The sequence below is a fragment of the Salipiger sp. genome (genome assembly GCF_059781815.1).
On sequence record NZ_JBYNAH010000008.1, the window covers coordinates 22454 to 48388 of the forward strand.

At 68.7% G+C, this 25935-nt stretch carries 26 protein-coding genes; 16 read left to right on the plus strand and 10 right to left on the minus strand.

The genetic code is table 11. The features are described 5' to 3' along the window. Positions 1 to 135 precede the first annotated feature (135 nt). On the minus strand, positions 136 to 1221 hold the full coding sequence (locus AC6RA4_RS01845) for a PA0069 family radical SAM protein (protein WP_500156826.1): 1086 nt from the start codon (positions 1219 to 1221) through the stop codon (positions 136 to 138). 169 nt (positions 1222 to 1390) lie between these two features. On the opposite strand from AC6RA4_RS01845, the gene AC6RA4_RS01850 reads away from it, so the two are divergent. The 3 genes from AC6RA4_RS01850 (at position 1391) to AC6RA4_RS01860 (ending at position 3090) form a co-directional block, all read left to right on the plus strand. Further along, a complete protein-coding gene (locus AC6RA4_RS01850) occupies positions 1391 to 2095 on the plus strand; it encodes a corrinoid protein (protein ID WP_500156828.1) in 705 nt (234 codons plus the stop codon). A 178-nt stretch (positions 2096 to 2273) separates the two neighbouring features. Further along, the gene (locus AC6RA4_RS01855) at positions 2274 to 2447 is read left to right on the plus strand and encodes a hypothetical protein (protein ID WP_500156830.1); all 174 of its coding nucleotides are present in this window, start codon (positions 2274 to 2276) and stop codon (positions 2445 to 2447) included. After that, on the plus strand, positions 2431 to 3090 hold the full coding sequence (locus AC6RA4_RS01860; protein ID WP_500156832.1) for a DUF1638 domain-containing protein: 660 nt from the start codon (positions 2431 to 2433) through the stop codon (positions 3088 to 3090). Before AC6RA4_RS01855 ends, AC6RA4_RS01860 begins: the two co-directional genes overlap by 17 nt. Before the next feature lie 117 nt (positions 3091 to 3207). On the opposite strand, the gene AC6RA4_RS01865 is transcribed toward AC6RA4_RS01860, so the two are convergent. After that, positions 3208 to 4941, minus strand: a complete 1734-nt coding sequence (locus AC6RA4_RS01865; protein WP_500156834.1) for a divergent polysaccharide deacetylase family protein — start codon at positions 4939 to 4941, stop codon at positions 3208 to 3210. A gap of 138 nt (positions 4942 to 5079) precedes the next feature. Between AC6RA4_RS01865 and AC6RA4_RS01870 the strand changes: the two genes are divergently transcribed. The 7 genes from AC6RA4_RS01870 (at position 5080) to lexA (ending at position 10546) form a co-directional block, all read left to right on the plus strand. After that, positions 5080 to 5661 carry an anthranilate synthase component II gene (locus tag AC6RA4_RS01870; protein WP_500156836.1) on the plus strand — a complete coding sequence of 194 codons (582 nt, stop codon included), beginning with the start codon at positions 5080 to 5082 and terminating at the stop codon, positions 5659 to 5661. Next, on the plus strand, positions 5658 to 6680 hold the full coding sequence (gene trpD / locus AC6RA4_RS01875; RefSeq protein WP_500156838.1) for an anthranilate phosphoribosyltransferase: 1023 nt from the start codon (positions 5658 to 5660) through the stop codon (positions 6678 to 6680). The genes AC6RA4_RS01870 and trpD overlap by 4 nt, the downstream gene beginning before the upstream one ends. After that, positions 6677 to 7333 carry a uracil-DNA glycosylase gene (locus tag AC6RA4_RS01880; protein WP_500156840.1) on the plus strand — a complete coding sequence of 219 codons (657 nt, stop codon included), beginning with the start codon at positions 6677 to 6679 and terminating at the stop codon, positions 7331 to 7333. Before trpD ends, AC6RA4_RS01880 begins: the two co-directional genes overlap by 4 nt. After that, positions 7330 to 8133: an indole-3-glycerol phosphate synthase TrpC gene (gene trpC, locus AC6RA4_RS01885; RefSeq protein ID WP_500156842.1), complete on the plus strand. Its 804-nt coding sequence runs from the start codon at positions 7330 to 7332 to the stop codon at positions 8131 to 8133. Before AC6RA4_RS01880 ends, trpC begins: the two co-directional genes overlap by 4 nt. Then, positions 8130 to 8606 (plus strand): cyclic pyranopterin monophosphate synthase MoaC, encoded by a 477-nt coding sequence (gene moaC / locus AC6RA4_RS01890; protein WP_500156844.1) that lies wholly within the window; start codon positions 8130 to 8132, stop codon positions 8604 to 8606. Before trpC ends, moaC begins: the two co-directional genes overlap by 4 nt. Continuing rightward, positions 8603 to 9772, plus strand: a complete 1170-nt coding sequence (locus AC6RA4_RS01895; protein ID WP_500156846.1) for a molybdopterin molybdotransferase MoeA — start codon at positions 8603 to 8605, stop codon at positions 9770 to 9772. The genes moaC and AC6RA4_RS01895 overlap by 4 nt, the downstream gene beginning before the upstream one ends. A gap of 78 nt (positions 9773 to 9850) precedes the next feature. After that, entirely contained in the window at positions 9851 to 10546 is a 696-nt protein-coding gene (gene lexA, locus AC6RA4_RS01900; protein WP_500156848.1) for a transcriptional repressor LexA, read from the plus strand. On the opposite strand, the gene AC6RA4_RS01905 is transcribed toward lexA, so the two are convergent. Next, positions 10540 to 12591 (minus strand): ComEC/Rec2 family competence protein, encoded by a 2052-nt coding sequence (locus tag AC6RA4_RS01905; RefSeq protein WP_500156850.1) that lies wholly within the window; start codon positions 12589 to 12591, stop codon positions 10540 to 10542. The two genes, lexA and AC6RA4_RS01905, sit on opposite strands and share 7 nt — an antisense overlap. Before the next feature lie 77 nt (positions 12592 to 12668). Between AC6RA4_RS01905 and gltX the strand changes: the two genes are divergently transcribed. Next, positions 12669 to 14075 carry a glutamate--tRNA ligase gene (gene gltX, locus AC6RA4_RS01910; protein ID WP_500156852.1) on the plus strand — a complete coding sequence of 469 codons (1407 nt, stop codon included), beginning with the start codon at positions 12669 to 12671 and terminating at the stop codon, positions 14073 to 14075. Positions 14076 to 14180: 105 nt separating this feature from the next. Continuing rightward, positions 14181 to 15479 (plus strand): citrate synthase, encoded by a 1299-nt coding sequence (gene gltA, locus AC6RA4_RS01915; protein ID WP_500156854.1) that lies wholly within the window; start codon positions 14181 to 14183, stop codon positions 15477 to 15479. A 326-nt stretch (positions 15480 to 15805) separates the two neighbouring features. On the opposite strand, the gene AC6RA4_RS01920 is transcribed toward gltA, so the two are convergent. The 6 genes from AC6RA4_RS01920 to AC6RA4_RS01945 all read right to left on the minus strand — a co-directional run bounded on the left by AC6RA4_RS01920 (position 15806) and on the right by AC6RA4_RS01945 (position 21173). After that, complete coding sequence (locus AC6RA4_RS01920; RefSeq protein WP_500156856.1) at positions 15806 to 16582, minus strand: enoyl-CoA hydratase-related protein; 777 nt, start codon at positions 16580 to 16582, stop codon at positions 15806 to 15808. Positions 16583 to 16666: 84 nt separating this feature from the next. Then, on the minus strand, positions 16667 to 17167 hold the full coding sequence (locus tag AC6RA4_RS01925) for a DUF2087 domain-containing protein (RefSeq protein WP_500156858.1): 501 nt from the start codon (positions 17165 to 17167) through the stop codon (positions 16667 to 16669). A gap of 191 nt (positions 17168 to 17358) precedes the next feature. Then, positions 17359 to 17817 (minus strand): cytochrome c-type biogenesis protein, encoded by a 459-nt coding sequence (locus AC6RA4_RS01930; RefSeq protein WP_500156859.1) that lies wholly within the window; start codon positions 17815 to 17817, stop codon positions 17359 to 17361. Beyond that, positions 17814 to 19781, minus strand: coding sequence for a heme lyase CcmF/NrfE family subunit (locus AC6RA4_RS01935; RefSeq protein WP_500156861.1), 1968 nt, complete (start codon positions 19779 to 19781; stop codon positions 17814 to 17816). Before AC6RA4_RS01935 ends, AC6RA4_RS01930 begins: the two co-directional genes overlap by 4 nt. A 268-nt stretch (positions 19782 to 20049) precedes the next feature. Next, complete coding sequence (locus AC6RA4_RS01940) at positions 20050 to 20562, minus strand: holin family protein (protein WP_500156863.1); 513 nt, start codon at positions 20560 to 20562, stop codon at positions 20050 to 20052. Further along, on the minus strand, positions 20553 to 21173 hold the full coding sequence (locus AC6RA4_RS01945; protein WP_500156865.1) for a holin-associated N-acetylmuramidase: 621 nt from the start codon (positions 21171 to 21173) through the stop codon (positions 20553 to 20555). The genes AC6RA4_RS01940 and AC6RA4_RS01945 overlap by 10 nt, the downstream gene beginning before the upstream one ends. A gap of 124 nt (positions 21174 to 21297) precedes the next feature. Here AC6RA4_RS01945 and AC6RA4_RS01950 point away from each other — a divergent pair, with 124 nt between their 5' ends. Together AC6RA4_RS01950 and AC6RA4_RS01955 are read left to right on the plus strand one after the other, a co-directional pair. Continuing rightward, positions 21298 to 21732, plus strand: coding sequence for a cupin domain-containing protein (locus AC6RA4_RS01950; protein WP_500156867.1), 435 nt, complete (start codon positions 21298 to 21300; stop codon positions 21730 to 21732). A gap of 147 nt (positions 21733 to 21879) precedes the next feature. After that, the gene (locus AC6RA4_RS01955; protein WP_500156869.1) at positions 21880 to 23298 is read left to right on the plus strand and encodes a protein adenylyltransferase SelO; all 1419 of its coding nucleotides are present in this window, start codon (positions 21880 to 21882) and stop codon (positions 23296 to 23298) included. 7 nt (positions 23299 to 23305) lie between these two features. On the opposite strand, the gene AC6RA4_RS01960 is transcribed toward AC6RA4_RS01955, so the two are convergent. After that, positions 23306 to 24187: a DMT family transporter gene (locus tag AC6RA4_RS01960; protein ID WP_500156871.1), complete on the minus strand. Its 882-nt coding sequence runs from the start codon at positions 24185 to 24187 to the stop codon at positions 23306 to 23308. Positions 24188 to 24323: 136 nt separating this feature from the next. On the opposite strand from AC6RA4_RS01960, the gene AC6RA4_RS01965 reads away from it, so the two are divergent. Both AC6RA4_RS01965 and AC6RA4_RS01970 read left to right on the plus strand, forming a co-directional pair. Next, positions 24324 to 25154 (plus strand): DUF533 domain-containing protein, encoded by an 831-nt coding sequence (locus tag AC6RA4_RS01965; RefSeq protein ID WP_500156873.1) that lies wholly within the window; start codon positions 24324 to 24326, stop codon positions 25152 to 25154. Between the two features lie 78 nt (positions 25155 to 25232). Then, positions 25233 to 25935, plus strand: a 703-nt coding sequence (locus tag AC6RA4_RS01970) for an EamA family transporter (protein WP_500156875.1), incomplete at its 3' end; no start/stop codon positions are given.

The following is a 25935-nucleotide window of genomic DNA, read 5'->3' on the forward strand; positions in this document are numbered from 1 at the left end:
GTCCTCGTCCTCGTGCTCGTGCGCGTGCTCGTACTCGCCCCCGCTCGACCCCCCCCGCCCCCCCCCCTCACCACCCCGCACCCCCCCCCCGCCCCCGGGGAGCCCGCCCGCAAGGGGGGCGGCCCCCCGCCTGCGTCAGAACAGGCTCAACTGGTCCCCCGCCCGCGCTGGCACCTGAAACAAATCGCTCCGCAGCGGCTCGAGCGACCGGTCCAGCCCAAGCCGCCGCGTCGCCTTGTCGAAGCGCTGCGCGATCAGCCGCGCGTAATGCCCCTCGCCCCGCATCCGCTTGTGCCACTGCGCGGAATAGTCCTCACCGCCGTGCATCTCGCGCAGCCGCGCCATCACCCGTCCCGCCCGGCCGGGATAATGCTCCTTGAGCCAGGCCCGCCAGAGCGGCGCCACCTCCAGCGGCAGGCGCAGCATGATCCAGCTCGCCGCCGCCGCGCTCGCCTCGGCGCCTGCCGCGAGGATCGCTTCCAGCTCCGGGTCGGTCAGCGCCGGCACCACCGGCGAGACCATGATCCGGGTCTCGATCCCCGCCTCCGAGAGTCGCCGGATCGTCGCAAGTCGCCGCTTCGGCGCTGGCACCCGCGGCTCCATCCGCCGCGACAGATCGGCGTCCAGCGTGGTCACCGAAACCCCCACCCGCGCCAGCCCGAGCCCTGCCATCTCCGACAGGATGTCGATGTCGCGCTCGATCAGCGTGCCCTTGGTGACGATCGCCACCGGGTGGCGATGGTCGCGCAACACCTCGAGACAGGCGCGCATGATGCCGCGGTCGCGCTCGATCGGCTGATAGGGATCGGTGTTGGTGCCGATGGCGATGGTGGCCACGCGATAGCGCTTCGACCTGAGCTCCCGCGCCAGCACCTCCGGCGCATCGGGCCGCGCAATGAGTCTGGTCTCGAAATCCAGCCCCGGCGAAAGGCCGAGATAGGCATGGCTGGGGCGCGCGAAGCAATAGATGCAGCCATGCTCGCACCCGCGATAGGGGTTGATGGTCCGGTCGAAGGGGATGTCGGGCGACGAGACATAGTTGATCAGACTGCGAGGCCGCTCCTCGCTCACCTCGGTGCGCAGCACCGGCAGATCCTCCTCGATCTCCCAGCCGTCATCGGCATCCTCGTAGCGCAGCCGCTCGAACCGGCCGGTCTCACGGCTGGCGGCACCGCGTCCCGGGCGGCGGTCCTTGTCGATCAGGCGCGGGCTCTCGCTCATTCCCCAACCTTGGAACATTAAGCGAACATTCGCAAGGCCTGGCGCTCCGAGGTCGCAGCCGCAACCGCGCGTGTCGCAAATGTCAAAGCGTCCTGCGGCCATGCACCGCAGGCTCGCATCACCCATACCGCCCGCGTGGCGCGCCACGCCCCAAGCACGGACCCTGCCCATGGCCGATGAAGACGACGACATCATCCTCGCCGATCTCAACGACGAAGAGCTGGTCGAACAGATGTTCGACGATCTCTACGACGGCATGAAGGACGAGATCGAGGAAGCGGTCCGCATCCTGCTCGACCGCGGCTGGGCGCCTTACCGCATCCTGACCGAGGCGCTGGTCGGCGGCATGAAGATCGTCGGCGAGGATTTCCGCGACGGCATCCTCTTCGTGCCCGAGGTGCTGCTGGCCGCCAACGCCATGAAGGGCGGCATGGCGATCCTCAAGCCGCTGCTGGCTGAGACCGGCGCGCCGACCATCGGCAAGATGGTGATCGGCACCGTCAAGGGCGACATTCACGACATCGGTAAGAACCTTGTGGCGATGATGATGGAGGGCGCCGGGTTCGAGGTCGTCGATCTCGGCATCAACAATCCGGTCGAGGCCTATCTCGAGGCGGCGGCGGCGGAAAAGCCCGACATCATCGGCATGTCGGCACTGCTGACCACCACGATGCCCTACATGAAGGTGGTGATCGACACGATGGTCGCCGAGGGCATCCGCGACGACTACCTCGTGCTGGTGGGCGGTGCGCCGCTGAACGAGGAGTTCGGCAAGGCCATCGGCGCAGACGCCTATTGTCGCGACGCGGCGGTGGCGGTCGAGACCGCCAAGGATCTGATCGCACGCCGCCACAACCAGCGCGTCGCGGGCTGAGCGGGTCCGTCCTGCCGCCCTGAACGGGCGTCGTCCGGACGGGCGGCGCCATGCGCCCGGCGCCGCGCCCCTGCCCGCGAGACGGTCGCATCGGAGGAAAACCCGGCGCGAATGGAGAATTTCCCTATGAATCGAGCCCTCAAACGCCTATCTTTCAGGGCAGGAAAGGGAGACGATCATGCCTGTGACATATCTCGTCACGCTTCTTGTCGCAGTTCTGGCATCGGCCGGCCTGACGGTCTGGGCGTTCCTCTCCTGGGGCGCGAGCACGGTGATCCCGTTGCTGCTGGCGCTGGCGCTCGTCGCCCGCTGGGCCATGGCGCCGGTCGCGCCCGATGACGGACACGCCTGACACCCCGCCTCCCGACGACGCGACGCTGACCGCCACCGGGCTTGCGCCCTCCGGCCAAGGGCGCATCCTGATCATCGCCTGCGGCGCGCTGGCGCGCGAGATCCTCGACTTGCGCGCGCGTCATGGCTGGGACCATATCGATCTCACCTGCCTGCCTGCGATCCTTCACAATCACCCCGAGAAGATCACCGATGCGGTGCGCAGCGCCGTTGCGCGGCACCAAGCCAGTCACGAACGGATCTTCGTCGCCTATGCCGATTGCGGCACCGGCTGGCGGCTTCAGACCGCCTGCGCCGAGCTTGGCGTCGAAATGATCCCCGGTCCGCATTGCTATGCCTTTTACGAAGGGCTGAGACGGTTCGAGGCGCTGGACGAGATCAGAAGCTTCTACCTCACCGACTTTCTCGTGCGCCAGTTCGACGCTTTCGTCTGGATCCCGCTCGGTCTCGACCGCCACCCCGAGCTGCGCGAGATGTATTTCGGCCATTACGACAAGTTGGTCTATCAGGCGCAGACCGACGATCCGGCCCTGACGGCGCTGGCCCGGGCCCATGCGGAGCGGTTGGGGCTGGAGTTCGAACGGCGGCTGACCGGCTATGGCGATCTCGAAACCGCCATGGCGCGATGGGCCGTGGCCAGGTGATCGCTGCGGTGCCCCCTGGAGGCGCGGGCTGACTGGAGGGGATGTCGGGGGCGCTGCCCCCGTCCCGGCGGAGCCGGGACTCCCCGGAGTATTTGTGACGTAGAGAAGACAGGGCGCTCAGTCTTCGGTGGTGCTTTCGCGCAGGACGAGAGAGATCGGCACCAGCGCGACGCTGCTGGCGCGGTCCTGCAGGCCCCAGAGCAGCAGCGCGGAGACGGTGTCGGCGCGCAGACGGCCGAGCATCACCACGGCGCCCTCCTGACGCGCCTTGAAGGCGGCCTGGTCGAGGAAGCGGCGCATGACCCGCGGATCCTGGCCCTCGCTGTCAAAATCGCGGAACACCGTGACGGTCGGGACGGCCTCGCGCCGGGCCAGCGCCTCGCCGGTGTTGAGCCCCTTGGGCTGCATCAGCAGCCCGTGGCCGGACGCGCCGAGATATTGCGCCGCCTGTTCCGAGATCGCGCGGGACCCCTGCAGCCCCTCGCCCGGTGCTTCCATCACCGCAACCGCGCCGGGCACGGCGCCGAGGCTGCCCTCGAGGGTGACCTCCACATCCGTGGCCTGTGCGCCCTCGGGCACGCCCGCGACGGCCATCACCTCGAAGCCCGCGTCGCGATAGGCCTGCGCGGTGGCGGCGGCATCGGGATGCGAGGCGGGAATGGCGAAACTCACCGGGAAGGGAAACTCGCTCACCGTATCGGGGCCGAGCGGGCCCGCGCCGTCGTCGATCAGCACGATGGCCATGCGCGGGGCGTCGTCGGCGGCCTCGGCGGGCACGGCATAGCGTTCCAGCGGCGGCAGGTCGGACGGCGCCGCTACGGGCTCCGGCGCCGGCTCTGCCGGGGCCGCGTCGCCGATGGAGGGCAGACGGCTGGCGCTGTCGCTCGCAGCGCGCCCCGCGAGCGAGCCTGCCGGGGTGCCGATTGCCGGGCGGCCCGGCTCTGCGGTGTCCGACGTCGCGCCCGGCAGGGCGCTGACCCGCGGCAGGTCTGTCTCGCCCGGGACCAGCGGCGCCGGCAGCGGCGGCACCGGGGTTTCGGTTGAGACCTCAGGGGCGACCTCATCCTGCGGCGCGCCGGGCAAGGCGCTGTCGCGCCGTTCGGGACTGTCGGCGCTGGCCGTCTCCACCGGCGGCGGGGCGGTGTCGGGCGTCGCGGGGGCCGACGGCATGTCCAGCGCCGTTTCGGCCTGAGGCGGGGTGTCGGTGGCGACGCTGATCTCGGGCGCGGGCTCGGGTGCGGCGGAGGTCACCTCGCCGGGCTGGGCCGGGCGCTCTACGCTCTCGGCGCCGGCGGGCTCGTCCGGGGCGAGACCGGGCGCGGGCGTGACGGTCTCGACGCCATCCTCGGGGCTGGTCTGCGGGGCATTGTCCTGAAGCGCGGGCTCCGGCTCGGGGGCCGGGTCTGCCTCTGCATCGCTCGAGGCGGTTTCGGTCTCGACCTGGGTCTCCTCGGGCGCGGCTTCGGGTGCGGTTTCGACCTCTGGCTCCGGCTCGGCGGCGATCTCTGGCTCGGGCTCGGCCGTCTCAGTTATTTCCGGGCCGGGCTCTGACGACGGCACCTCCGGCGCGGCCGGCACCTCCGGCGGAGCCTCGGCGGTCTCGGGATCTGCGGGCGCGTCGTCGGGGGCTGTCTCGACAACCGGCTCCGGCAAGGTCTCCTCGGGTGCCGCCTCGACAGCCTCCGCCTCGACAGCTTCCGGCGTCGCGATCTCCGGCGCAGGCGTTTCGGCCTCGGGCGGCAGCCCGGCGTGCTCCCGCTGCGGCGGGCCCATCAGCACCGATGCGGTGCCCAATGCCACGCCCGACACCACCGTGCCGATGATCGCCCCCGCGACAAACCCTCGTGCCATCGCCTCTGCCCTCTTCGCCCGTCTGCGCCCCCGGCCCCGTCCCCGGGCCGTTCTCGTGGCGCATGCCCTTGACGCTGCACCATCTTGGGGCGCATGTATAGCCCCGACCTAGACCTGTCTCCAGACCGAGAATGCCTCATGCTTCTGCTCATCGACAACTATGACAGCTTTACCTACAACCTCGTGCATTACGTGGGCGAGCTTGGTGTCGAGACGCAGGTCTGGCGCAACGACGCGCTCAACGTGCAGGAGGCGATGGCCCTGAAGCCCGCCGGCATCCTGCTGAGCCCCGGCCCCTGCGACCCGGACCAGGCCGGCATCTGCCTTGCGCTGACCAAGGCCGCCGCGGAAACCCGCACGCCGCTTTTCGGCGTCTGCCTCGGGCACCAGACCATCGGCCAGGCCTTTGGCGGCACGGTGAAACAGCATTCCGAGATCGTGCACGGCAAGATGGGCACCATGCATCACGACGATACCGGCGTGTTCTCCGGCCTGCCCTCGCCCTTTGAGGCCACGCGCTACCACAGCCTCGTGGTCGATCGCGAGACGCTGCCGGAGGAACTGGTGGTCAACGCCTGGCTCGAGGATGGCACCATCATGGGGCTGCGCCACCGCGATCTGCCGATCCATGGCGTGCAGTTCCACCCCGAGAGCATCGCCTCCGAACACGGGCACCAGCTGCTCAAGAATTTCCTCGACACGATGAAGGTCCCCGCATGAGCGACCGCCTCAAGCCGTTGATCGGCACCGCCGCCACCCGCCCGTTGACGCAGGAGGAGGCGGAGGCCGCCTTTGAGGTCTTGTTCGAGGGCGAGGCCACGCCGGCCCAGATGGGCGGCTTCCTGATGGCGCTGCGCACCCGGGGCGAGACGGTGGACGAATACGCCGCCGCCGCCGGGGTGATGCGCGCCAAGTGCAACCCGGTGGCCGCGCCCGCAGGCGCCATCGACATCGTCGGCACCGGCGGCGACGGCAAGGGCACGCTCAACATCTCGACCGCCACCGCCTTCGTGGTGGCCGGCGCCGGTGTCACCGTGGCCAAGCACGGCAACCGCAACCTGTCGTCGAAATCGGGCTCCGCCGATGCGCTGGGCGAGATGGGCATCCAGGTGATGCTGCCCGCCCCCGCCATCGCGCCGATCCTCGAGAGCGTCGGCATCTGCTTCATGATGGCGCCGATGCACCACCCGGCGATGAAGCACGTGATGCCGGTGCGCATGGAGCTCGGCACGCGCACCATCTTCAACATCCTCGGGCCCCTGACCAACCCCGCCGGCGTCAAGCGCCAGCTCACCGGCGCCTTCTCGCGCGATTTGCTGCGCCCGATGGCCGAGACACTGGGCAAGCTCGGCTCCGAGCGCGCCTGGCTGGTGCACGGCTCGGACGGCACCGACGAGCTGGCGATCTCGGGCAAGAGCTGGGTCGCGGCGCTGGAAGAAGACGGCGCGGTGCGCGAGGTCGAGCTGCATCCCGAGGATGCCGGCCTGCCCGAGCATCCGTTCGAGGAGATCGTCGGCGGCACGCCCGCCGAGAATGCCGAGGCCTTCCGCGCGCTTCTCGATGGCGCCAAGACCGCCTATCGCGACGCAGTGCTGCTGAACTCCGCCGCCGCGCTGGTGGTGGCCGGCAAGGCCTCCGATCTGCGCGAGGGCGTGGTGATGGGGCGCGAGAGCATCGACAGCGGCGCCGCCAAGGCCAAGATCGCGGCGCTGGCAGAGGCCACGCAAAAGGCCGCATGAGACCGCCCGAGGCCTGGGCCGGGCTGCCCTTCTTCAACGACGACCTGCCGCGCATCGCGGCGGCGCTCGCCACCGAGACCCGGCAGATCCTGCCGCCCGCGCCGCAGGTCTTCGCGGCGCTCGACGCCTGCGCGCCCGAGGAGGTGCGCGTGGTGATCCTGGGCCAGGATCCCTACCCGACCCCGGGCCACGCCCACGGGCTCGCCTTCTCGGCGGAACCGGAGGTGCGCCCGCTGCCGCGCTCTCTGGGCAATATCTACAAGGAGCTCGAGGCCGAGTTCGGCGCCTGCCCGCCCAACGCCGATCTGCGCTTCTGGGCGGCCCAGGGCGTGCTGCTGCTCAACACCGCGCTGACCGTGCCCGCGGGCTCCGCCGGGGCCCATGCCAAGCTTGGCTGGTCGCGGCTGACGGCGCAGGTGCTGGAGACACTGTCGAACACGCCACGCGCCTTCATCCTCTGGGGCAACCACGCGCAGGGCTTTGCCAAGCACATCACGGGCCCCGATCACCTGATCCTGCGCTCGGCCCATCCCTCGCCGCTCTCGGCGCGGCGGGGCTTTTTCGGGTCGCGCCCCTTTTCCCGTGTCAACGACTGGCTTATTGCTCGCGGAGACACGCCGATCAACTGGACGACGCCGGAGGCGCCTGCATGACCATCACCATTCTCGACAAGATCAAGGCCTATAAGCTCGAGGAAGTGGCCGCCGACAAGGCCGTCAAGCCGCTTGCAAAGATCGAGGCCGAGGCCCGCGCTGCCGACCCTGTGCGCCCCTTTGCCGGGGCTCTGCGCAAGGCATCGGAAACCGGCTATGGTCTGATTGCAGAGGTCAAGAAAGCGTCACCCTCCAAGGGACTGATCCGGGAGGATTTTCACCCCGAGACCCTGGCCGCTGCCTATGAGCGCGGCGGCGCGACCTGCCTGTCGGTGTTGACCGACACACCGTCCTTTCAAGGCGCCAAATCCTTCCTGACCGAGGCCCGCGCGGCGACGTCTCTGCCGGCTCTGCGCAAGGATTTCATGTACGATCCCTACCAGGTTGCCGAGGCCCGCGCGCTTGGGGCGGACTGCATCCTGATCATCATGGCCAGCGTCTCCGACACGCTCGCCGCCGAGCTGGAAGACGCCGCCTTCGGCTGGGGCATGGATGCGCTGATCGAGGTGCACAATGCCGAAGAGCTCGAGCGCGCGCTCAAGCTGAAATCACCCCTGATCGGGATTAACAACCGCAATCTCAAGACCTTCGAGCTGACCCTTGATACAACACGCGAGCTGTCGAAGCAGGTTCCCGAGGATCGCCTGCTGGTCTGTGAAAGCGGTCTCTACACTCCGGCCGACCTCGCCGACATGGCCGGCTACGGCGCCCGCAGCTTCCTCATCGGCGAGAGCCTGATGCGGCAGGAAAACGTCGAGGCCGCGACCCGCACGCTGCTCAGCGATCCGGTGCCGGCATGAGTGGCCTCACCCATTTCGACGCCAAGGGCGACGCCCACATGGTCGATGTCTCCGACAAGGCGGTGACCGCGCGCGTCGCCACCGCCGAGGGCTGGGTCAAGATGGCCCCCGAGACCTTCGAGATCATCACCGAGGGCCGCGCCAAAAAGGGCGACGTGATCGGCGTGGCGCGGCTGGCGGGCATCATGGGGGCCAAGAAGACCCCCGAGCTGATCCCGCTCTGCCACCCGCTGCCGGTGACCAAGGTTGCCGTCGAGATCACCCCCGATGCGGCGCTCCCGGGCCTGCGCATCGAGGCCACCGTCAAGACCACCGGCCAGACCGGGGTCGAGATGGAGGCCCTGACGGCGGTCTCTACCGCGGCGCTCACGGTCTATGACATGGCCAAGGCGGTGGACAAGGCGATGGAGATCGGCGGCGTCCGCGTCATCCTGAAAGATGGCGGCAAATCAGGCCGTTACGAGGCAAAATGATATCCGTTTCAGAAGCGCTGGACCGTCTCTTCTCGCTCGCCGCGCCGCTTCCCGCCGAGGAGGTCTCGCTTCACCGCGCCGTGGGCCGCGTCATGGTAGAGCCTGTGACGGCCCGCCGCGACCAGCCGCCGTTTCACGCCTCGGCCATGGACGGTTACGGCGTTACTGAAGCGACGCCCGGCAAGAGGCTGAAAGTCATCGGAGAATCTGCTGCCGGATCATCCTTTGATGGGTCGGTGAGCGACGGCGAGGCGGTGCGGATCTTCACCGGCGCGCCGGTCCCCGAGGGCGTCACCACTGTGGTGATTCAGGAGGATGTGGACCGCGACGAAGACACGATCACCATCACCGACAGGCTCGGCACAGGCACCAATATCCGCCCGCTCGGCGGCGATTTCCGCATTGGCGAGACGGTGCCCGCGCCGCGCCTCCTTGGCCCGCAGGACATTGCCCTTCTGGCCGCCATGAACATCCCCACCGTGCGCGTCGCCCGGCGCCCGCGCGTGGCGCTGATCTCCACCGGCGACGAGCTGGTGATGCCCGGCGAGACGCCCGGCCCCGACCAGATCATCGTCTCGAACACCTTCGGCCTCCACGCCATGCTGACGCAGGCCGGCGCAGAGCCCCGCATCCTGCCCATCGCCCGCGACACCGAGGGCTCGCTCGCCACGGTGCTCGGGCTGGTCGATGACGCCGATCTGGTGATCACCATCGGCGGTGCCTCGGTGGGCGATCACGACCTCGTGGCGAAGGTGGCCGCCAGCCTCGGGCTCGAGCGTGCCTTCCACAAGGTCGCCATGCGTCCAGGAAAACCGCTGATGTCGGGTCGTCTTGGCACGGCGATGATGATCGGTCTTCCGGGAAATCCGGTCTCGGCAATGGTTTGCGGTGAAATCTTCGTGAAACCTGTGATCCGCGCCATGCAGGGCCTGCCCGCCGCGCCCACGCCGCGTGAGACGGCCACGCTTGCGGCGGAGATCGGCTCTAACGGCCCGCGTGAGCACTACATGCGGGGCCGAACAGAGCCTGATGGCCGGGTCACGGTGTTCGAGCGGCAGGACAGCTCGCTGCTGAGCGTGCTTGGCGCCTCGGACGTGCTGGTGGTGCGCCCGCCAAAGGATGGCCCACGCGCCGCTGGCCAAACGGTGGAGATCGTGCGTCTCTGACAGTGTTTGCCCCAGCATGTTGACACAAAACGGGAACATGCGTAGAACAAAGGGCAGACAAACGGCGGAGACCGCGGCATGCTGACCAAGAAACAGCTCGACCTTCTGGATTTCATCAACAAACGGCTGCAACGCGATGGCGTTCCACCCAGTTTCGACGAGATGAAGGATGCGCTCGACCTGCGATCGAAATCCGGCATCCACCGCCTGATCACCGCGCTGGAAGAGCGCGGTTTCATCCGCCGCCTCGCGCACCGCGCCCGAGCGATCGAGATCGTCAAACTGCCCGAGAGCCTTGGCGGCAAACCCGCCGGCTTCACCCCGCAGGTGATCGACGGCGACCGCCCCGACAGCCGGCCCGCCAGGGCGCAACCGGTTGGCGAGGCCCAGGCGCTCGAGCTGCCGCTGCTCGGCCGCATCGCCGCCGGTGAGCCGATCCAGTCGATCGCCGACAATCCGCCCAATATCGCCGTGCCGGGCGCCATGCTGTCGAGCAACGCGCGGCACTACGCGCTTGAGGTCAAAGGCGATTCCATGATCGAGGCCGGCATCCATGACGGCGACGTGGTGATCATCCGCGAGACGTCTTCGGCCAGCAACGGCGACATCGTCGTCGCCCAGATCGAGGGCTACGAGGCGACGCTGAAGCGCTTCCGCCGCCAGGGCGACACCATCGTGCTCGAGGCCGAGAACGCCGCTTACGAGCCGCGCGTGCTGCCGGTGGGCGCGGTCAAGGTGCAGGGCCGGCTGGTCGGACTGATCCGGACCTACTGAGCCGGACGCGCCGTCGCTCCTTTCCGGTGCCACAGCCGCTGTCCTGCTGCGGTCTCGATGCGCTGACCACCTTCGGTCTGCCAGATGGCGACGGCCCCGGTTCCGGTGAGCCTTTCCGGATCGTAGATCTCGCAGCCCGGCCAGTCGGGCAGATCGGTGCTCGACACCACCAGGTCAGCCGCGCCGCATCCAGCGAAGCCCGCCGCGGCGCGCTTGCCCTGAAGGTGGGTGATGACGAGGTTGGCGGTGGTGATGCGGGCGACGCGCGGGGTGTCGGAGCCCGGCCAGAGCGCCGCCGCCGCTTCTTGTCCCCCGGCTTGCCCGTCATTCTCGAGCCAGACCTCGGCCACGAAGCCAGCGCCCCGCTCCCGTGAGAGGGCCCGCCCCCGATCGGTCATCGCGCCCACCAGCGCGCCGTTGTCGGAGATGAGCAGATCCGGGCGCTCGGTGCCCGCCCAGAGGAGTGCCGCGAGCGCCAATGGTGTCAGCCCGGACCAACGCCCGCGCCCCTGCCAGAGGCAGAGCGTCAGGCCGCCGAGCGCCATCAGCGGCAGCACCCAGTGTCCGGGCGCCGGCACGTGGCCAAGCGCACCCTGCCAGCCGGAGGCCGTCGCCGCGACCCAGAGGATCCAGTCGAGTCCGAGCGCCATGATCGCGAGTGGCAGCGCCTCGAGCCCCAGCGGCATCAACAGCGCCACCGCCACCGACATCGGCACCACGATCAGCCCCATTGCCGGCACTGCCACCAGGTTGGCGATCAGCCCGTAATGCGAGACGATGTTAAAATGCGCCATCGAGACCGGCGCGGTGGCGAGCGAGGCGGTCACCGACGAGACCACCAGCGCCAGCGCCGGGCGCGCGAGCCGTGGCAGGCCGCGTTCCAGCGCCATGTCGCGGATCGCTCCGAACACCGCCACCAGCGCCAAGGTCGCGGCAAAGCTCATCTGGAAGCCCGGACCCGTCAGGGCCTCGGGGCGCAGCGCAAGCACGATCAGCGCCGCCAGCGCTACGGCGCGCAGCGACAGCGCCCGGCGGTCGAAGAGCACCGCCATCAGCATGACCGCCACCATCACGAAGGCGCGCTGGGTCGCCACGTTGCCGCCCGAGAGCGCAAGGTAGCCCCCCGCGGCCAAAAGCGCGACGAGCGCCGCGATCTTCTTGCCGGGCCAATGGTATCGGCTGCGCGGGGGCAGCAGCAGCGCGAGTCGGGTCGCGGCAAAGACGGTGCTCGCCAGCAGACCCATATGCAGACCCGAGATCGCCAGCAGATGCGCGAGATTGCTGTGCCGCAGGGCCTGAAGCGTTTCCGTGCCGATGCCCGAGCGGTCTCCGGTCATGACTGCGGCGCCGAAAGCGCCGGTCTCGCCCGGAAGGGCCGTTCGCACGCGCGCGGAAATGGCGTGACGCAGCCGCAGGACGCGCTGGCCGCCATCCGCCGGAGCCAGCCGCAGAACCGGCGTGCGGGTGTAGCCCACCGCGCCCAGTCTCAGGAACCAGGCGTGGCGGCGGAAGTCGACCCCCCCGGGTTCGGCTGCGCCTGCGGGCGCGGAGAGGTGCCCGGTCAGCAGCGCGATGTCGCCGGGCTGCGGCGCCGGGATGTCGTCCTGCCCATGCAACGCGACGCGCACCCGCAAGGGCGTCTTCACGGGCGAGACCCGTTCGAGCACGACCCGGTCGAGCGTCAGGCGCAGCGCATCGGAGGCCGAGCGATCGATCCCCACGACCCGCCCCTCGATCGGGCCGTAGTAGCGAAAGCCGATCTGCGGCCCGGCCACCAGATGCGCGCGCGCGCCCGCCAGCGCCACCCCCAGCGCCATCAGCGCAACCGCGACGGCAAGCGATGCGAGCCACACCGCGCGGCGCCGCGACAGCGCCAGCAGACCGCAGCCCGCGCAGCCAGCAAACGCCAATACCCAGACCGGCGGCTCGGACGGCCAGGCGAAATAGAGGCCGATGCCGGCGCCCAGGGCCACCGGGCACCAGGGAAACAAATGGCCGCGCTGCGCGGTCAGCGCCTGCGTCAGCCGTTCCCCGATCCGCCCCATACTTGCCCCTGACCCGTCCGCTGGTTAAGGAACCGGCAAACCTTATGCTCCCCTTGGTTACCGAGAGGTTAAATCCCATGACCGTCGTCACCCGTTTCGCGCCGTCGCCCACCGGCTACCTGCACATTGGCGGCGCACGCACGGCGCTGTTCAACTGGCTCTATGCCCGCGGTCGCGGCGGCAAGTTCCTGCTGCGCATCGAGGATACCGACCGCGCGCGCTCGACCCCGGAGGCCACCGAGGCGATCCTCAAGGGGCTCGACTGGCTCGGTCTCGATCACGACGGCGAGGTGGTGAGCCAGTTCGAGCGCGCCGACCGTCATGCCGAGATCGCCAACGAACTGCTCGCCAAGGGCGCGGCCTACAAGTGCTTCTCGACCCAGGACGAGATCACCGCCTTCCGCGAAGAGGCGAAGGAGGCGGGCCGCTCGACCCTGTTCCAGAGCCCGTGGCGCGATGCCGACCCGGCCAGCCATCCCGATGCGCCCTACGTCGTCCGCCTCAAGACCCCGACCGAGGGCGAGACGGTGATCGAGGACGAGGTGCAGGGCCGCGTGGTGATCCGCAACGACCAGCTCGATGACATGATCCTGTTACGCTCGGATGGCACCCCGGTCTACATGCTGGCGGTCGTCGTCGACGACCACGACATGGGCGTGACCCATGTGATCCGGGGAGACGATCACCTGAACAACGCGGCGCGGCAGATGGGCATCTACACGGCGATGGGCTGGCCGCTGCCGGTCTATGCCCACATCCCGCTGATTCACGGCCCCGATGGCAAGAAGCTCTCGAAGCGGCACGGCGCGCTCGGTGTCGACGAATACCAGAAGATCGGCTACCCGGCGGCGGGCATGCGCAACTACCTGGCAAGGCTCGGCTGGAGCCATGGCGACGACGAGTTCTTCACCGATGCGCAGGCCATCGAGTGGTTCGACCTGTCGGGAATCGGCAAGTCCGCGGCCCGGTTCGACTTCAAGAAGCTGGAGAATCTCTGCGGCCAGCACATCGCCATCGGCGACGATGCTGCACTGCTGCAAGAAATCGAGGCCTATCTTGACGCGGCGGGAAAGCTTGCCCTCACGGAAGCGCAGCGCGACGGATTGCTGCGCGGCATGTACTGCCTCAAGGATCGTGCGAAAACATTCCCGGAACTGCTTGAAAAAGCACATTTCATTCTGGCGGACACCCCGCTTGTGCCGGACGAGAAAGCCACCAAGGCGCTCGATGCAGTATCCCGTGGTATACTGGCTGCGTTGACGCCGCAGCTGCAAAATGCTAGCTGGTCGCGGGAAGAACTCGAAGGGGAGATGGGCGCTTTCGCAGAGGCACAGGGGACGAAGTTCGGCAAGCTCGCCGCCCCCCTGCGTGCCGCTCTGGCAGGACGCGCCGTGACCCCGAGCGTTTTTGACATGATGCTGGTGCTCGGCAAGGAGGAGAGCCTCCGTCGCATCGAACACGCAGCCACCTCTGAGACGGGGTAACGGCCTGAAGGGAGCGTTTCGAGAAACGGCTCGCCAAGGCCATGTGAGACTATATCGCCCCGGGCGCGCCAGGCGCCGGGGCCCTTTCGAAAGGAACGACGAAGCATGGCTGAAACTCCGACGAAAAATGCGACGCTGACGATCGACGACCAGACCTACGATCTGCCGATGTACTCGCCCACCGCGGGCCCGGACGTTCTCGACATCCGCAAGCTCTACGCGCAGGCCGGCGTGTTCACCTACGACCCGGGCTTCACCTCGACCGCGAGTTGTGACAGCACCATCACCTTCATCGACGGCGACAAGGGCGAGCTGCTGCACCGCGGCTACCCGATCGACCAGCTGGCCGAGAAGTCGCATTATCTCGAGGTTTGCTACCTGCTGCTCTACGGCGAACTGCCCTCCGCCGCCGAGCTCGAGAAGTTCGAGAACACCATCACCCGCCACACCATGCTGCACGAGCAGATGCAGTATTTCTTCCGGGGCTTCCGTCGTGACGCGCACCCGATGGCGACCATGGTCGGCGTCGTCGGCGCCATGTCGGCCTTCTACCACGACAGCACCGACATCAAGGACCCCAAGCAGCGCGAGATCGCCTCGCACCGCCTGATCGCCAAGATGCCGACCATCGCGGCCTGGGCCTACAAGTACTCGATCGGCCAGCCCTTCGTGTACCCGCGCAACGACCTGAGCTACGCGGCCAACTTCCTGCACATGTGCTTCAGCGTGCCGGCCGAGCCCTACCACGTGAACCCGATCCTGAGCCGCGCGATGGACCGGATCTTCACCCTGCACGCCGACCACGAGCAGAACGCCTCGACCTCGACCGTGCGCCTGGCCTCGTCCTCGGGCGCCAATCCCTTCGCCTGCATCGCGGCCGGCATCGCCTGCCTCTGGGGCCCGGCCCACGGCGGCGCCAACCAGGCCTGCCTCGAGATGCTGAAGGAAATCGGCACCCCCGACCGCATCCCCGAGTTCATCGCCCGCGCCAAGGACAAGAACGATCCGTTCCGCCTGATGGGCTTTGGCCACCGCGTCTACAAGAACTTCGACCCGCGCGCGACGGTGATGAAGCAGTCCGCCGACGAGGTGCTCGACCTGCTCGGCATCGAGAACAACCCGATCCTCGCCACCGCCAAGGAGCTTGAGAAGCAGGCGCTGGAGGATCCCTACTTCGCCGAGAAGAAGCTGTTCCCGAACGTCGACTTCTACTCGGGCATCATCCTCGAGGCGATGGGCTTCCCGACCTCGATGTTCACCCCGATCTTCGCCCTGTCGCGGACCGTGGGCTGGGTGTCGCAGTGGAAAGAACAGCTCGCCGATCCGCAGCACAAGATCGGCCGCCCGCGCCAGCTCTACCTCGGCAGCACCGCGCGCGACTACACCGATATCGAGACCCGCTGACGCGTCGGTCTTGCGTGAGACAGGAAAGCCGCCCCTCGGGGCGGCTTTTTTCGTGGTTGCGTGGGCGGTTTGCCCGCCGCTTTGCGGCGTGGCATGGGCCGGATGCCTCCGGCGGGAGTATTTTGGACGAAGAGAAGCAGGGGCGCCGGAGTGGGGCCTATTGTGCTGGCTGAGGGGGCGGAGGCGCTTGGGCTGTTCGGGGGTTTTTGTCCCAGCGTTGCGCTGTGTGGGGCGCGCTGGATGCCTCCGGCGGGGATATTTTTGGCCAGAAGAAGACAGGGGCGCCGGCATGGGGAGCGGCGCGCCCTGTGGGGCTGTGGCTGGGGTCAGCGGCCTTCGAAATGCGGCGGGCGCTTTTCGAGGAAGGCGACGATGCCTTCCTTGAAATCGCGGGTCTTGCCGCATTCGCCCTGCAGGCGGGATTCGATGCCGAGCTGGCCGGCGAGATCGTTCTCGAAGGCGCCGCGCAGCGCGGTTTTGATGCGGGCATAGGCCTCGGTCGGGCCCTTCGCCAGATAGGCCGCGCGGGCCTGCCAGACCGCCTCGAACTCGGCATCGGCCACCGCCTCCCAGATCATCCCCATGGCGTCGGCCTGGCGGGCCGAGATGCGGTCGGCGAAGAGCGCCGCGCCCATCGCCTTGGCGAGCCCCATCTGGCGCGGCAGCGCCCAGGTGCCGCCGGCATCGGGGATCAGGCCGATGCGGGTGAAGGCCTGCATGAAGAAGGCGCTCTCGGTGGCGATCACCACGTCATGCACCAGCGCGAGGTTGGCGCCGGCGCCCGCCGCCGCGCCGTTCACCGCCGCGATGGTCGGCACCGGGCAATCGACGATGGCGTTGAGCATCGGCTCGTACTCGTCGCGCAGCACGCGCTCGAGATCCATGTTGGCGGCGGTCTCGCGGTCGCCGAGATCCTGCCCCGAGCAGAACGCCTTTCCGGTGCCTGTGAGCACCACCACCCGCGCATCGCGGCCGGCCTGCTGCACCGCGTGGGTGATCTCGGCCCGCATCTGGGTGTTGAGCGCGTTCATCACGTCGGGCCGCGACAGGGTGATGACCGCCACGTCCTCGGCGAGCTTGTAGGTGATGGTGTCGTACTGCATGGGGTGCCTCCTGCCTCTCGCGCCTCTCCGCGTCGGCCGCCATCAAACAGGCAAGCCCTGCGGTTGGCAAAGGCAAACGCGGCGTCACATGCGCGCCGCCAGCGCGGAAATCAGCGCCCGGGCCTCGGCGGTCGGTTGCTGCTCGCGCCGGAGATAGACCGCGCCGTCGATGGTGCGGGCCAGCAGCCCCGCCTCGACCATGCTGCGGCGCAGCTGAGCGGCGTCGCGGAAGGCGGTGAGCGTGTCGATACGGGCGCTGATCGCGCGCTCCGACATCTCTTCGCGCGCGGGCAGCCGGGCCCAGAGCGCCCAGAGGCAGAGCCATTGCATCTGCGTCCGCCCGGGGAAGCGCATGAGCCGCCCCTGCCCGTCGAAATAGCGCAGCGCCTTTTCGACGCGCTTCGTGTCGGGCTTCGGCGCGGGCGTGCTCTGGCTGCGCAGGTGCTGGTAGTTGCGATAGCCCGCCGCGCGGGCGATCTGCCCCAGCATTTCGAGATGCGAGGGCGGGTTGGGCAGGCTCGCGCGCAAGGCGCGGGCGAATTGCGACAGATCGTCGATCTGCAGGGAAATCACGTCACGGGTCATCAGGTCCTCCGGATCCGATACCGCGCCCCTTTTTCGAGGGGTGGAGGTCCGCCCTTGTCCGTCGGGTATCGCCGGGAACGTGGATCAGCGACGAGGAAGGCAGGTTTAGCAAGTGGCGGCGCCTGGGTGAACTGCGGACCCTGCCCGTGACATAGCAGGCCCGGGTCCGCAGGTCTATGGCGCGCGCGGTCTCAGTCCTTGAGGATCTGTTCGAGCCGCGCCTTTTCGGCATCGCTGAGCCCGGCCTCTGTGCTTGCCGTCGCGCGCGAGCGGCCGCGAATGTAGAACGCCCCGGTGGCCATGGCGAAGAGGAAGAGCAGCGGCCCCGCGGCCCAAAGCAGCCAGTTCCAGCCGCCGGTGGTGGGCTTCAGCAGCACGAACTCGCCGTAGCGGTCGACGATGTAGGCGACAACTTCCTCGTTGCTCTCGCCCTCCATGATGCGCTCGCGCACCAGCAGGCGCAGGTCGCGGGCGAGAGAGGCGTTGGAATCGTCGATGTTCTCGTTCTGGCAGACGAGGCAGCGCAGCCCCTGGGAGATCTCTCGCGCCCGCGCCTCGAGCGTCGGGTCGGAGAGGATCTCGTCGGGCTGCACCGCCTGCGCGACGCTGGCGACGAGGACGAAGGCCAGGGTGAGCAGCGAGCGCATCATTCGGCGGGCACTCCCTTGGCCGGCACGGTCTTGCGGGCGCCCGCGGCGACGCGGAAGCGGCGGTCGGAGAGGCTCAGAAGGCCGCCCAGGGCCATCAGGATGCAGCCGCCCCAGATCCAGTTGGCCAGCGGCTTGATATAGACCCGCATCGTCCAGCCGCCGTTCTGCTGCGCATCGCCGATCACCACGTAGACGTCACGCAGGAAGCGGTAGTCGATGGCGGCCTCGGTGGTGGGCATCTTGGCAACCGGGTAGTCGCGCTTTTCCGGGTAAAGATGGGCGATCTCCTGACCGTCCTCGCGCACCGCAACCTCGCCCATGGTGGAGAAGTAGTTCGGGCCACGCACCCGCTCGACACCCAGAAGCTCGAACTCGTAGGCGCCGAGCGTGAAGGGCTCATTGATCTGCGCGACGCGGATGTCCTCCTGTTGCCAAGCCATCAGCCCGGCGATGCCGGCCATGCAGACGCCAAGCCCGGCATGAGCGACGGCCTTACCCCAGTCGGCGCGCGGCAGGCGCAGAAGACGGCCGTAGTCGCGGCTCTTGCCGATGCGGCTCAGAAGGTCGGTAACCGATCCCGCCACCAGCCATGTGCCGAGGAAAAGACCCACGGGGCCAAGCAGGCTGCGCCCGGTCTGGATGGCCCAGAACAGGCCGGCCACGGCAATCGCCAGCACCAGAGCGGGCGCCAGCTGGCGCATGACGCGACCCGCCTTGCCACGCTTCCAGCTCAGCATCGCACCGATCGGCAGCAGCAGCCCGAGCAGCACCATGAAGGGGGTGAAGGCCATGTTGAAGAACGGCGCGCCCACCGAGAGTTTGCGACCGAACAGCATCTCGGCCACCATCGGCCAGAGCGTGCCGACGAAGACCACGAAGCAGGCCACGGCGAGCAGGATGTTGTTGGCCACCAGCGCGGATTCGCGGCTGACGATGCCGAACACGCCCTTGGCCTGCATCACCCCCGCGCGGGCGGCGAACAGCGTCAGCGCACCGCCGGTGAAGATCACCAGAATGGCGAGGATGAAGACGCCGCGCTCGGGATCGGTGGCGAAGGCATGCACCGAGGTCAGAAGGCCGGAGCGGACGATGAAGGTGCCCATCAGCGAGAAGCCGAAGGCGAGGATGGCCAGCAGGATGGTCCAGCTCTTCAGTGCCTCGCGCTTCTCGACCACGATGGCGCTGTGCAGCAGCGCGGCGGCCAGCAGCCAGGGCATGAAAGAGGCGTTCTCGACCGGATCCCAGAACCAGAAGCCGCCCCAGCCGAGCTCGTAATAGGCCCACCACGAGCCGAGCGCGATGCCGATGGTCAGGAACATCCAGCTCAGGAGCGTCCACGGCCGCACCCAGCGCCCCCAGGCGGCATCGACCCGGCCCTCGATCAGCGCGGCGACGGCGAAGCTGAAGCAGATCGAGAGGCCGACATAGCCGAGGTAGAGGAAGGGCGGATGGAAGGCGAGCCCGGGATCCTGCAGCAGCGGGTTCAGGTCCTGACCGTCGAAGGGCGGCACCGCCATGCGCAGGAACGGGTTCGAGGTCAGCAGGATGAAGGCGAAGAAGGCCACGCCGACCATCGCCTGAACGCCCAGCACGCGTGCCCGCAGGGTTGGCGGCAGGTTGCCCCCGAACCACGCTGCCAGCGCCCCGAAGAGCGCCAGGATCAGCACCCAGAGCAGCATCGAGCCCTCGTGGTTCCCCCAGACGCCGCTGATCTTGTAGAGCATCGGCTTGGCCGAGTGGCTGTTGAGCACCACCAGCCGCAGCGAGAAGTCGGAGGTGACGAAGGCGTGGGTCAGCGCCGCGAAGCTGATCAGCACCAGCAGGAACTGCGCGGTCGCGGCGGGTTCGGCGACGGCCATCCAGCCGGGCCAGCGTTTATGGGCGCCGATCATGGGAACCACCGCCTGAACGCAGGCGACGAGAGCGGCGAGAATGAGGGCGAAGTGTCCGAGCTCGGTAATCATGGTGGCACGTGTATACGAAAGCCCACAGACCCGGCCAATGAAAATCACTTTTGACCGGCGTTCACATTGTCGCAATCGCATGTCGGGGCGTGAGGATCGGGTAGGAAGGCTCCGGGACGCGCTGGAGGAGCTTTGAAGGGCGCAAGACCTATCGAAACGTGGCGCCATGCAGAAGATTCGCAAAAAGACCGGAGCCCGCCGGGTCTCGTCGACCCGCGCGGGCACTATTCAAACGGCGCTCACGCAGAGGTCAGCACGACTGCCAGCATCACCGCCCCGCAGCCTCCCGCCACGCCGCCAGCGCCGCGTTGTCATTCGATCCACGCGCCATCGGGGCGTCCTCCGACCGTCCCACCGGCGCCGCTGCCACCACGGCGGCGATCTCGCGGCGGAACTCCTGCCCCTTGGTCTGGTGCCGCGCGCCGAAATAGAACCCAACGATGGCGGTCAGCAGCCACCACATCGGCTCGGGCACCAGTGCCAGCCCCGACATCCGAGCTGCGAACCACTCGGGATCCCACATCGCACTCACGAAGAGCCCCAGCGTGCCAAGCGCCAGCGCCGGGCGTGGCAGGCGGTTGAGCCCGTCCATCACCCGGTCGAAGCGCGACCGTCGCCGGGGCGCGAACTCGGCGGCGAACTGCGCCAACGCCTCGCCGCGCAGCCCCGCCGCGCGTGCGTCCTGCGCCTCGGCATTGACCCGGAAGACCTCGGCCGTCTCGGTCACCACGTTGCGCCCCGAGCCGAAGAGCAGCGCCATCGCCCCGTCGATCACCCCCATGACGCCACCCGCGCGCGGAACTCGGCCTCGGTCAGATGGTAGCGCGGCGAGATGAACTCTTCGGCGCGGCGGATCCAGCCGCCCTTGCCGCCGGCGCGCGAGCGGGCGTATTTGCGGCTCGCCGGGCGGGCATCGGCCAGCGCAAAATAGTAGTTGCGACGCGCGATGCCGTAGGCGTCGGCCATATGCTCCGGCGCGGCAGCGGCAGCGCGGTCGCAGGCAGCAAGGCTCCGCGGCCCGAGCACGCCATCCACCCGCACACCCTGCCCCATCTCGCACAGCAGCCGCTGCAGGATCTTCACAGCGTTGGCGCCTGCGTTCACATACATGTCGAAGACCGACGCCTGCAGCAGCTCGGGCAGCTCACCGATCCGCGGGCGGAAGAAATAGTGCTGCAGAAAGATCTCCACCGCCTGTTCGCGGCTCAGAAGGCGCACGTCGGCGGCATCGACATCGCCATCGCGGTCGAGATCCATCCCCAGCCGTCGCAACGTGTGGATGGTGACGCCGAACTTGGTGGCGCCGCCGGGATCGTCGGGGTCGTTGACGTACCCGCCTTCGCGCAGGACGATTTCGTCGGCCATCTGCCGGATACGGCTGCTCACGCTCATGCTGTTCTCCCGATCTAGGAAACGGTTGCGAGAGGGTTCCCTTTTGCCGAGAAGGCTGGTTCCCTCGCCCTACACTCCGCCAGAGCGGCGTGAACGAGAGATGACCGCAGCGCACGGAGCCCGCATGGCCGACACGCCCACCGCCAAGGAAATCATCGCCCTGCTCGGGCTCGAGCCGCATCCCGAGGGCGGCCACTATCGCCAGACATGGATGGCCGACGCCGCGCCGGGAGACCGGCCGGCGGGTACCTGCATCTACTTCCTGCTGCAAGCGGGCGAGCGCAGCCACTGGCACCGGGTCGATGCCGACGAGATCTGGCTCTGGCACGCGGGCGCGCCGCTGATCTTGTCGATGTCCAAGGAGGATGCGGGCCCGCGCGAGGATCATCGCCTCGGGCCGGACCTGCGCGGGCCCGAGCGCCCCCAGATCATCGTGCCGGCGCATCACTGGCAGGCGGCCGAGAGCCTCGGGGCGTGGACTCTGGTGAGCTGCACCGTCTCGCCGGGGTTCCGCTTCGACGGGTTCGAGCTGGCCGCGCCGGGCTTCGCCATCGACTGACCGCGACGGGATGCGGCGCGGCGGCGCGATGCTGCATCATCCGTTCGCCGTCGCACGCCCGGTGCCGGGCGCGGAGCGCGGCCCCGGTCTCGCGGCTGACCATAAAGCGCCCCTTCCTTTCCGCGCGAGAGCGGTTATCTCTGGGCCATGACCCTGCATATCCCCTTCGACAACAGCTACGCCCGCCTGCCCGGCGCCTTCTACACCAAGCTCAAGCCCGCCACCGTGGCGCAGCCGAAGCTTGTGGCGTTCAACGAAACGCTGGCTGGCGAGCTTGGCATCTCGGGCACCGACGACCCGCGGCTCGGCCCGGTCTTTGCCGGCAACGTGCTGCCCGAAGGCGCCGACCCGCTGGCGCAGATCTATGCCGGGCACCAGTTCGGAGGCTTCTCGCCGCAGCTTGGCGACGGGCGGGCACATCTGCTGGGCGAGGTGGTCGACCAATCAGGCATCCGTCGCGACATCCAGCTCAAGGGCTCCGGCCCCACGCCCTATTCGCGGCGCGGCGACGGGCGCGCCTGGCTTGGGCCGGTGCTGCGCGAATACGTGGTTAGCGAGGCGATGCACGCACTCGGCGTGCCGACGACCCGCGCATTGGCCGCCGTCCGCACCGGCGAAGACATCCTGCGCGAACGCCCCCTGCCCGGCGCTGTCCTCACCCGCGTGGCGCAGAGCCATATCCGCGTTGGCACCTTCCAGCTGTTTTCCTCGCGCGGGCAGTATGACGAGCTGCAGACGCTCTACGATTACACCGTTGATCGCCACTATCCCGGCGTGACGAGCCCCGACGCGCTGCTCGCAGCGGTCTGCGAGCGGCAGGCGGCGCTGGTGGCGCAATGGCTCAGCCTCGGTTTCATCCATGGCGTGATGAACACCGACAACTGCACGCTTTCGGGCGAGACCATCGATTACGGCCCCTGCGCCTTCATGGACCGCTACGACCCGAACCAGGTGTTCTCGTCGATCGACCGCTACGGGCGCTACGCCTATTCCGCCCAGCCTGACATCATCGTCTGGAACATGGCCCAGCTCGCCACCGCGCTGGTGCCGCTGATGCCGGACGCCGATGACGGGGTGAAGGCCTTCACCGAGATCGTGCACGGCATGGCGGATCTGTTGCGCGCCGAGTGGCTCAAGCGCTTCGCCGCCAAGATCGGCATCGCGTCGCCCGAGCCGCAGGACGCGGCGCTGATCGGCGAGCTGCTCGAGCTGATGCACAAGGGTCAGGCCGATTTCACCAACACGTTCCGGGCGCTGCTGGAAGACGGCGCGCGCGACCAGGTCACGGATCGCGAGGCGTTTGACGGCTGGGAGCGCCGCTGGCGCGAGCGCATCAAGGACGAGCCCGATCCCGAGGGGCTGATGCGCCGGAGCAATCCCGCCTTCATCCCGCGCAACCACCGGATCGAGCAGATGATCGCCGCCGCGGTCGAGGGCGACGAGCGCTATTTCCATCACCTGAACGCGGTGCTGGCGCGGCCCTATGACGACCAGCCCGAGGCTGAGGAACTGCGCCGCCCGCCGACCGAAGATGAGGTCGTCCCGGCAACTTTCTGCGGCACCTGAAACAGGCTCAGCGGCGGTTGATCAGCACGATCCCCGCCGCCACCAACACCAGCGCGCCAAGGAAGTTCGGCCCGACCGGCTCGCCCAGCACCAGCCAGCCCATGGCCACCGCCAGCACCGGCGACAGGAAGCTGAAGGCGGCGACGTCGGAGGCGCGGTAGCGCTTCATCAGGCCCATCCAGAAGGTGAAGCCGACGCCCACCACCACCACGCCCTGGAACAGCACCCCGCCCCAGTGCAGCAGGCCCGGATCCCGCAGCGGCGGGCCGAAGAGCGGCGCCAGCACCGGCAACAGCAGCGCCGAGACCGCGACCTGCCACATCAGCTGCGCCTCGGCGCTGAGCCGTTCCGCCTGCCCCAGCCGCACGGTGAGGATGATCCCCGCCCAGAGCAGCGCCGCGATCAGCGCCAGCGCATCGCCGCGCCAGTCCCCGGCGCTGCGGCTCTGCGGATCCCAGAGCGCCCAGCCGACCCCGGCCATCGCCAGCACCAGCCCCAGCATCCGGCCCCGCGTCAGCCGCTCTCCCGGCAGCCAGAGATGCGCCGCAAGCGCCAGCCAGACCGGCATCGAGTAGAACACGATCGAGCCGCGCGACACGGTGGTGTAATCAAGCGCGATGAAGAGCGCCACGAATTCGGCCGAGAACAGCAATCCGAGCAGCAGCCCGGCGGCCTTGGCCTGCCCCATGCCGGACAGTGCGCCGGGGCGGCGCCAGGCGATCCAGAACCCCAGCACCAGAACCCCGATGGCCGAACGCAGCCCGGCTGAAAAAACCGGCGAAATGCCGGTATTGGTGAGTTTCACGACGACCTGGTTGAACGCCAGCAGTGTCGAGAACCCGATCAGCCCCGCCGCGCCGGCGAGATCCATGGAATTGCGCGTAGTCATGCCCTCGGCTCAACACCGATCCGCGCGGGGCGTCAAGCAGATGCCCGCCCCTCGGGCGTTCGCGTTTTTCCTTCCCCCGCGCGGGGGCTTTCTGCCAAGGTGAAGCCAACGGGCACAATTCCGGGAGGAGGAAATCATGTCTTTGATGGGTACGCTGGCGAAGCTCGCCATCGGCTATGCGGCGGCGCGCGGCGTCGACAAGCTCTCGGGCGGCGCCGGCATCGGCGCGCTGCTAGGCGGCGGCGCGCAGGTCAAGGGCAGCGAGCCCGGCACCGAGCTGCAGGCGCAGATGGGCAAGATGTGGTCCGGCGACGCCGCCACGCCGCTGCAGGAGATGATGGCCAAATTCCAGGAGACCGGCGCCGCCAACCCGCTGCAGGAGATGATGACCAAGCTGCAGGAGGGCGGCTTCGGCGCGATGTTCGGCGCGGCAGGACTCTCGCCCTCGGATGTCAGCGGCAACAAGGGCGGCCTGCTCTCGGCGCTTTCGGGCGAAGGCGGAGCGGGGCTGCCGGCGATGTTCGCTGCCGCTGGTGGCGCCGCCGCGATGAGCGGCAAGGGCGTGGGCGCGATGCTCGATCAGGTCAGCGCCGCCGGCACCCCGCCCGAGGCCGAGCAGGCGGCAGGACTGATGCTGCGCGCGATGATCCAGGCGGCGAAATCCGACGGCGGCATCGACAAGGCCGAGCAGGCCAAGATCCTCGAGACCGTGGGCGAGGATGCCTCCGCCGAGGACCTCGCCTTCGTGAAGACCCAGCTGGCCGCCAAGGTCGACCCCGAGGCGCTCGCCAAGGACACGCCAGAGGCGCAGAAGGCTCAGGTCTATGCCGCCTCGCTGATGACGATCCGGGTCGATACCGATGCCGAGGCCGAGTATCTCGACCGGCTGGCCAAGGCGATGGGCCTGTCGGAGCTGGTGGTCAACCAGCTGCACATGCAGATGGGATTGCAGCCGCTCTATTCCTGAGCCAGTGTGAGCCACAGTTCCGCCCCGTCCGGCGCATGCCGGGCGGGGCTGTTTTTTGCCCGGATACAGGAGATCTCCATGCCGCGTTCGTCCCGCTTCGGCATTGCGCTGGCCGCCTTCGGCGCGCTGGTGCTGACCCCGGATGCACTGCTGATGCGGCTGTCGCAGCTCGATGGCTGGCAGATGCTGGCTTGGCGCGGCTTTGGCGTGGGCGCGATGTTCTGGCTGGCCTGGCTGCTGCTTGCACGCCGCGAGGCGCCGCTGCACCGGCTGCTGCGCCCGGCGGGGCTGGTGCTGGTCGTGGCACAGTATTTCAACGCCACGCTCTTTCCCCTCGGCATTGCCGCCGCGCCCGTGGCGGTGGTGCTGCTGGCTGTCGCGACCATGCCCGTCTGGGCGGCGCTGCTGTCGCGGCTGGTGCTCGGCGAGCCCACCAGCCGCGCCACCTGGGGCGCCATCGTGGCGGTGCTGGCGGGCATCGGCATCGCGGTCTCGGGCCATGGCGATCTGGCGGTGAACCGCGCCGCGATGATTGGTGCGCTCTGCGGGCTCGGCGTGGCGCTGAGCCTTGCGACCACCTTTGTCAGCCTGCGCCGCGCGCCCGAGCTGCCGCTCTTGCCGGCGCTTGGCACCGGAGCGCTGCTGGCGGGGCTCACCGGCCTGCTGATCGCAGGGCCGGGGCGCATCGGCGATGGCAACGTGGCGGCGATCCTCGTCACCGCGCTGGTGATCCTGCCGGCCTCGTTCTTCTCGCTCTCGCAAGCCTCGCGCTACACGCAGG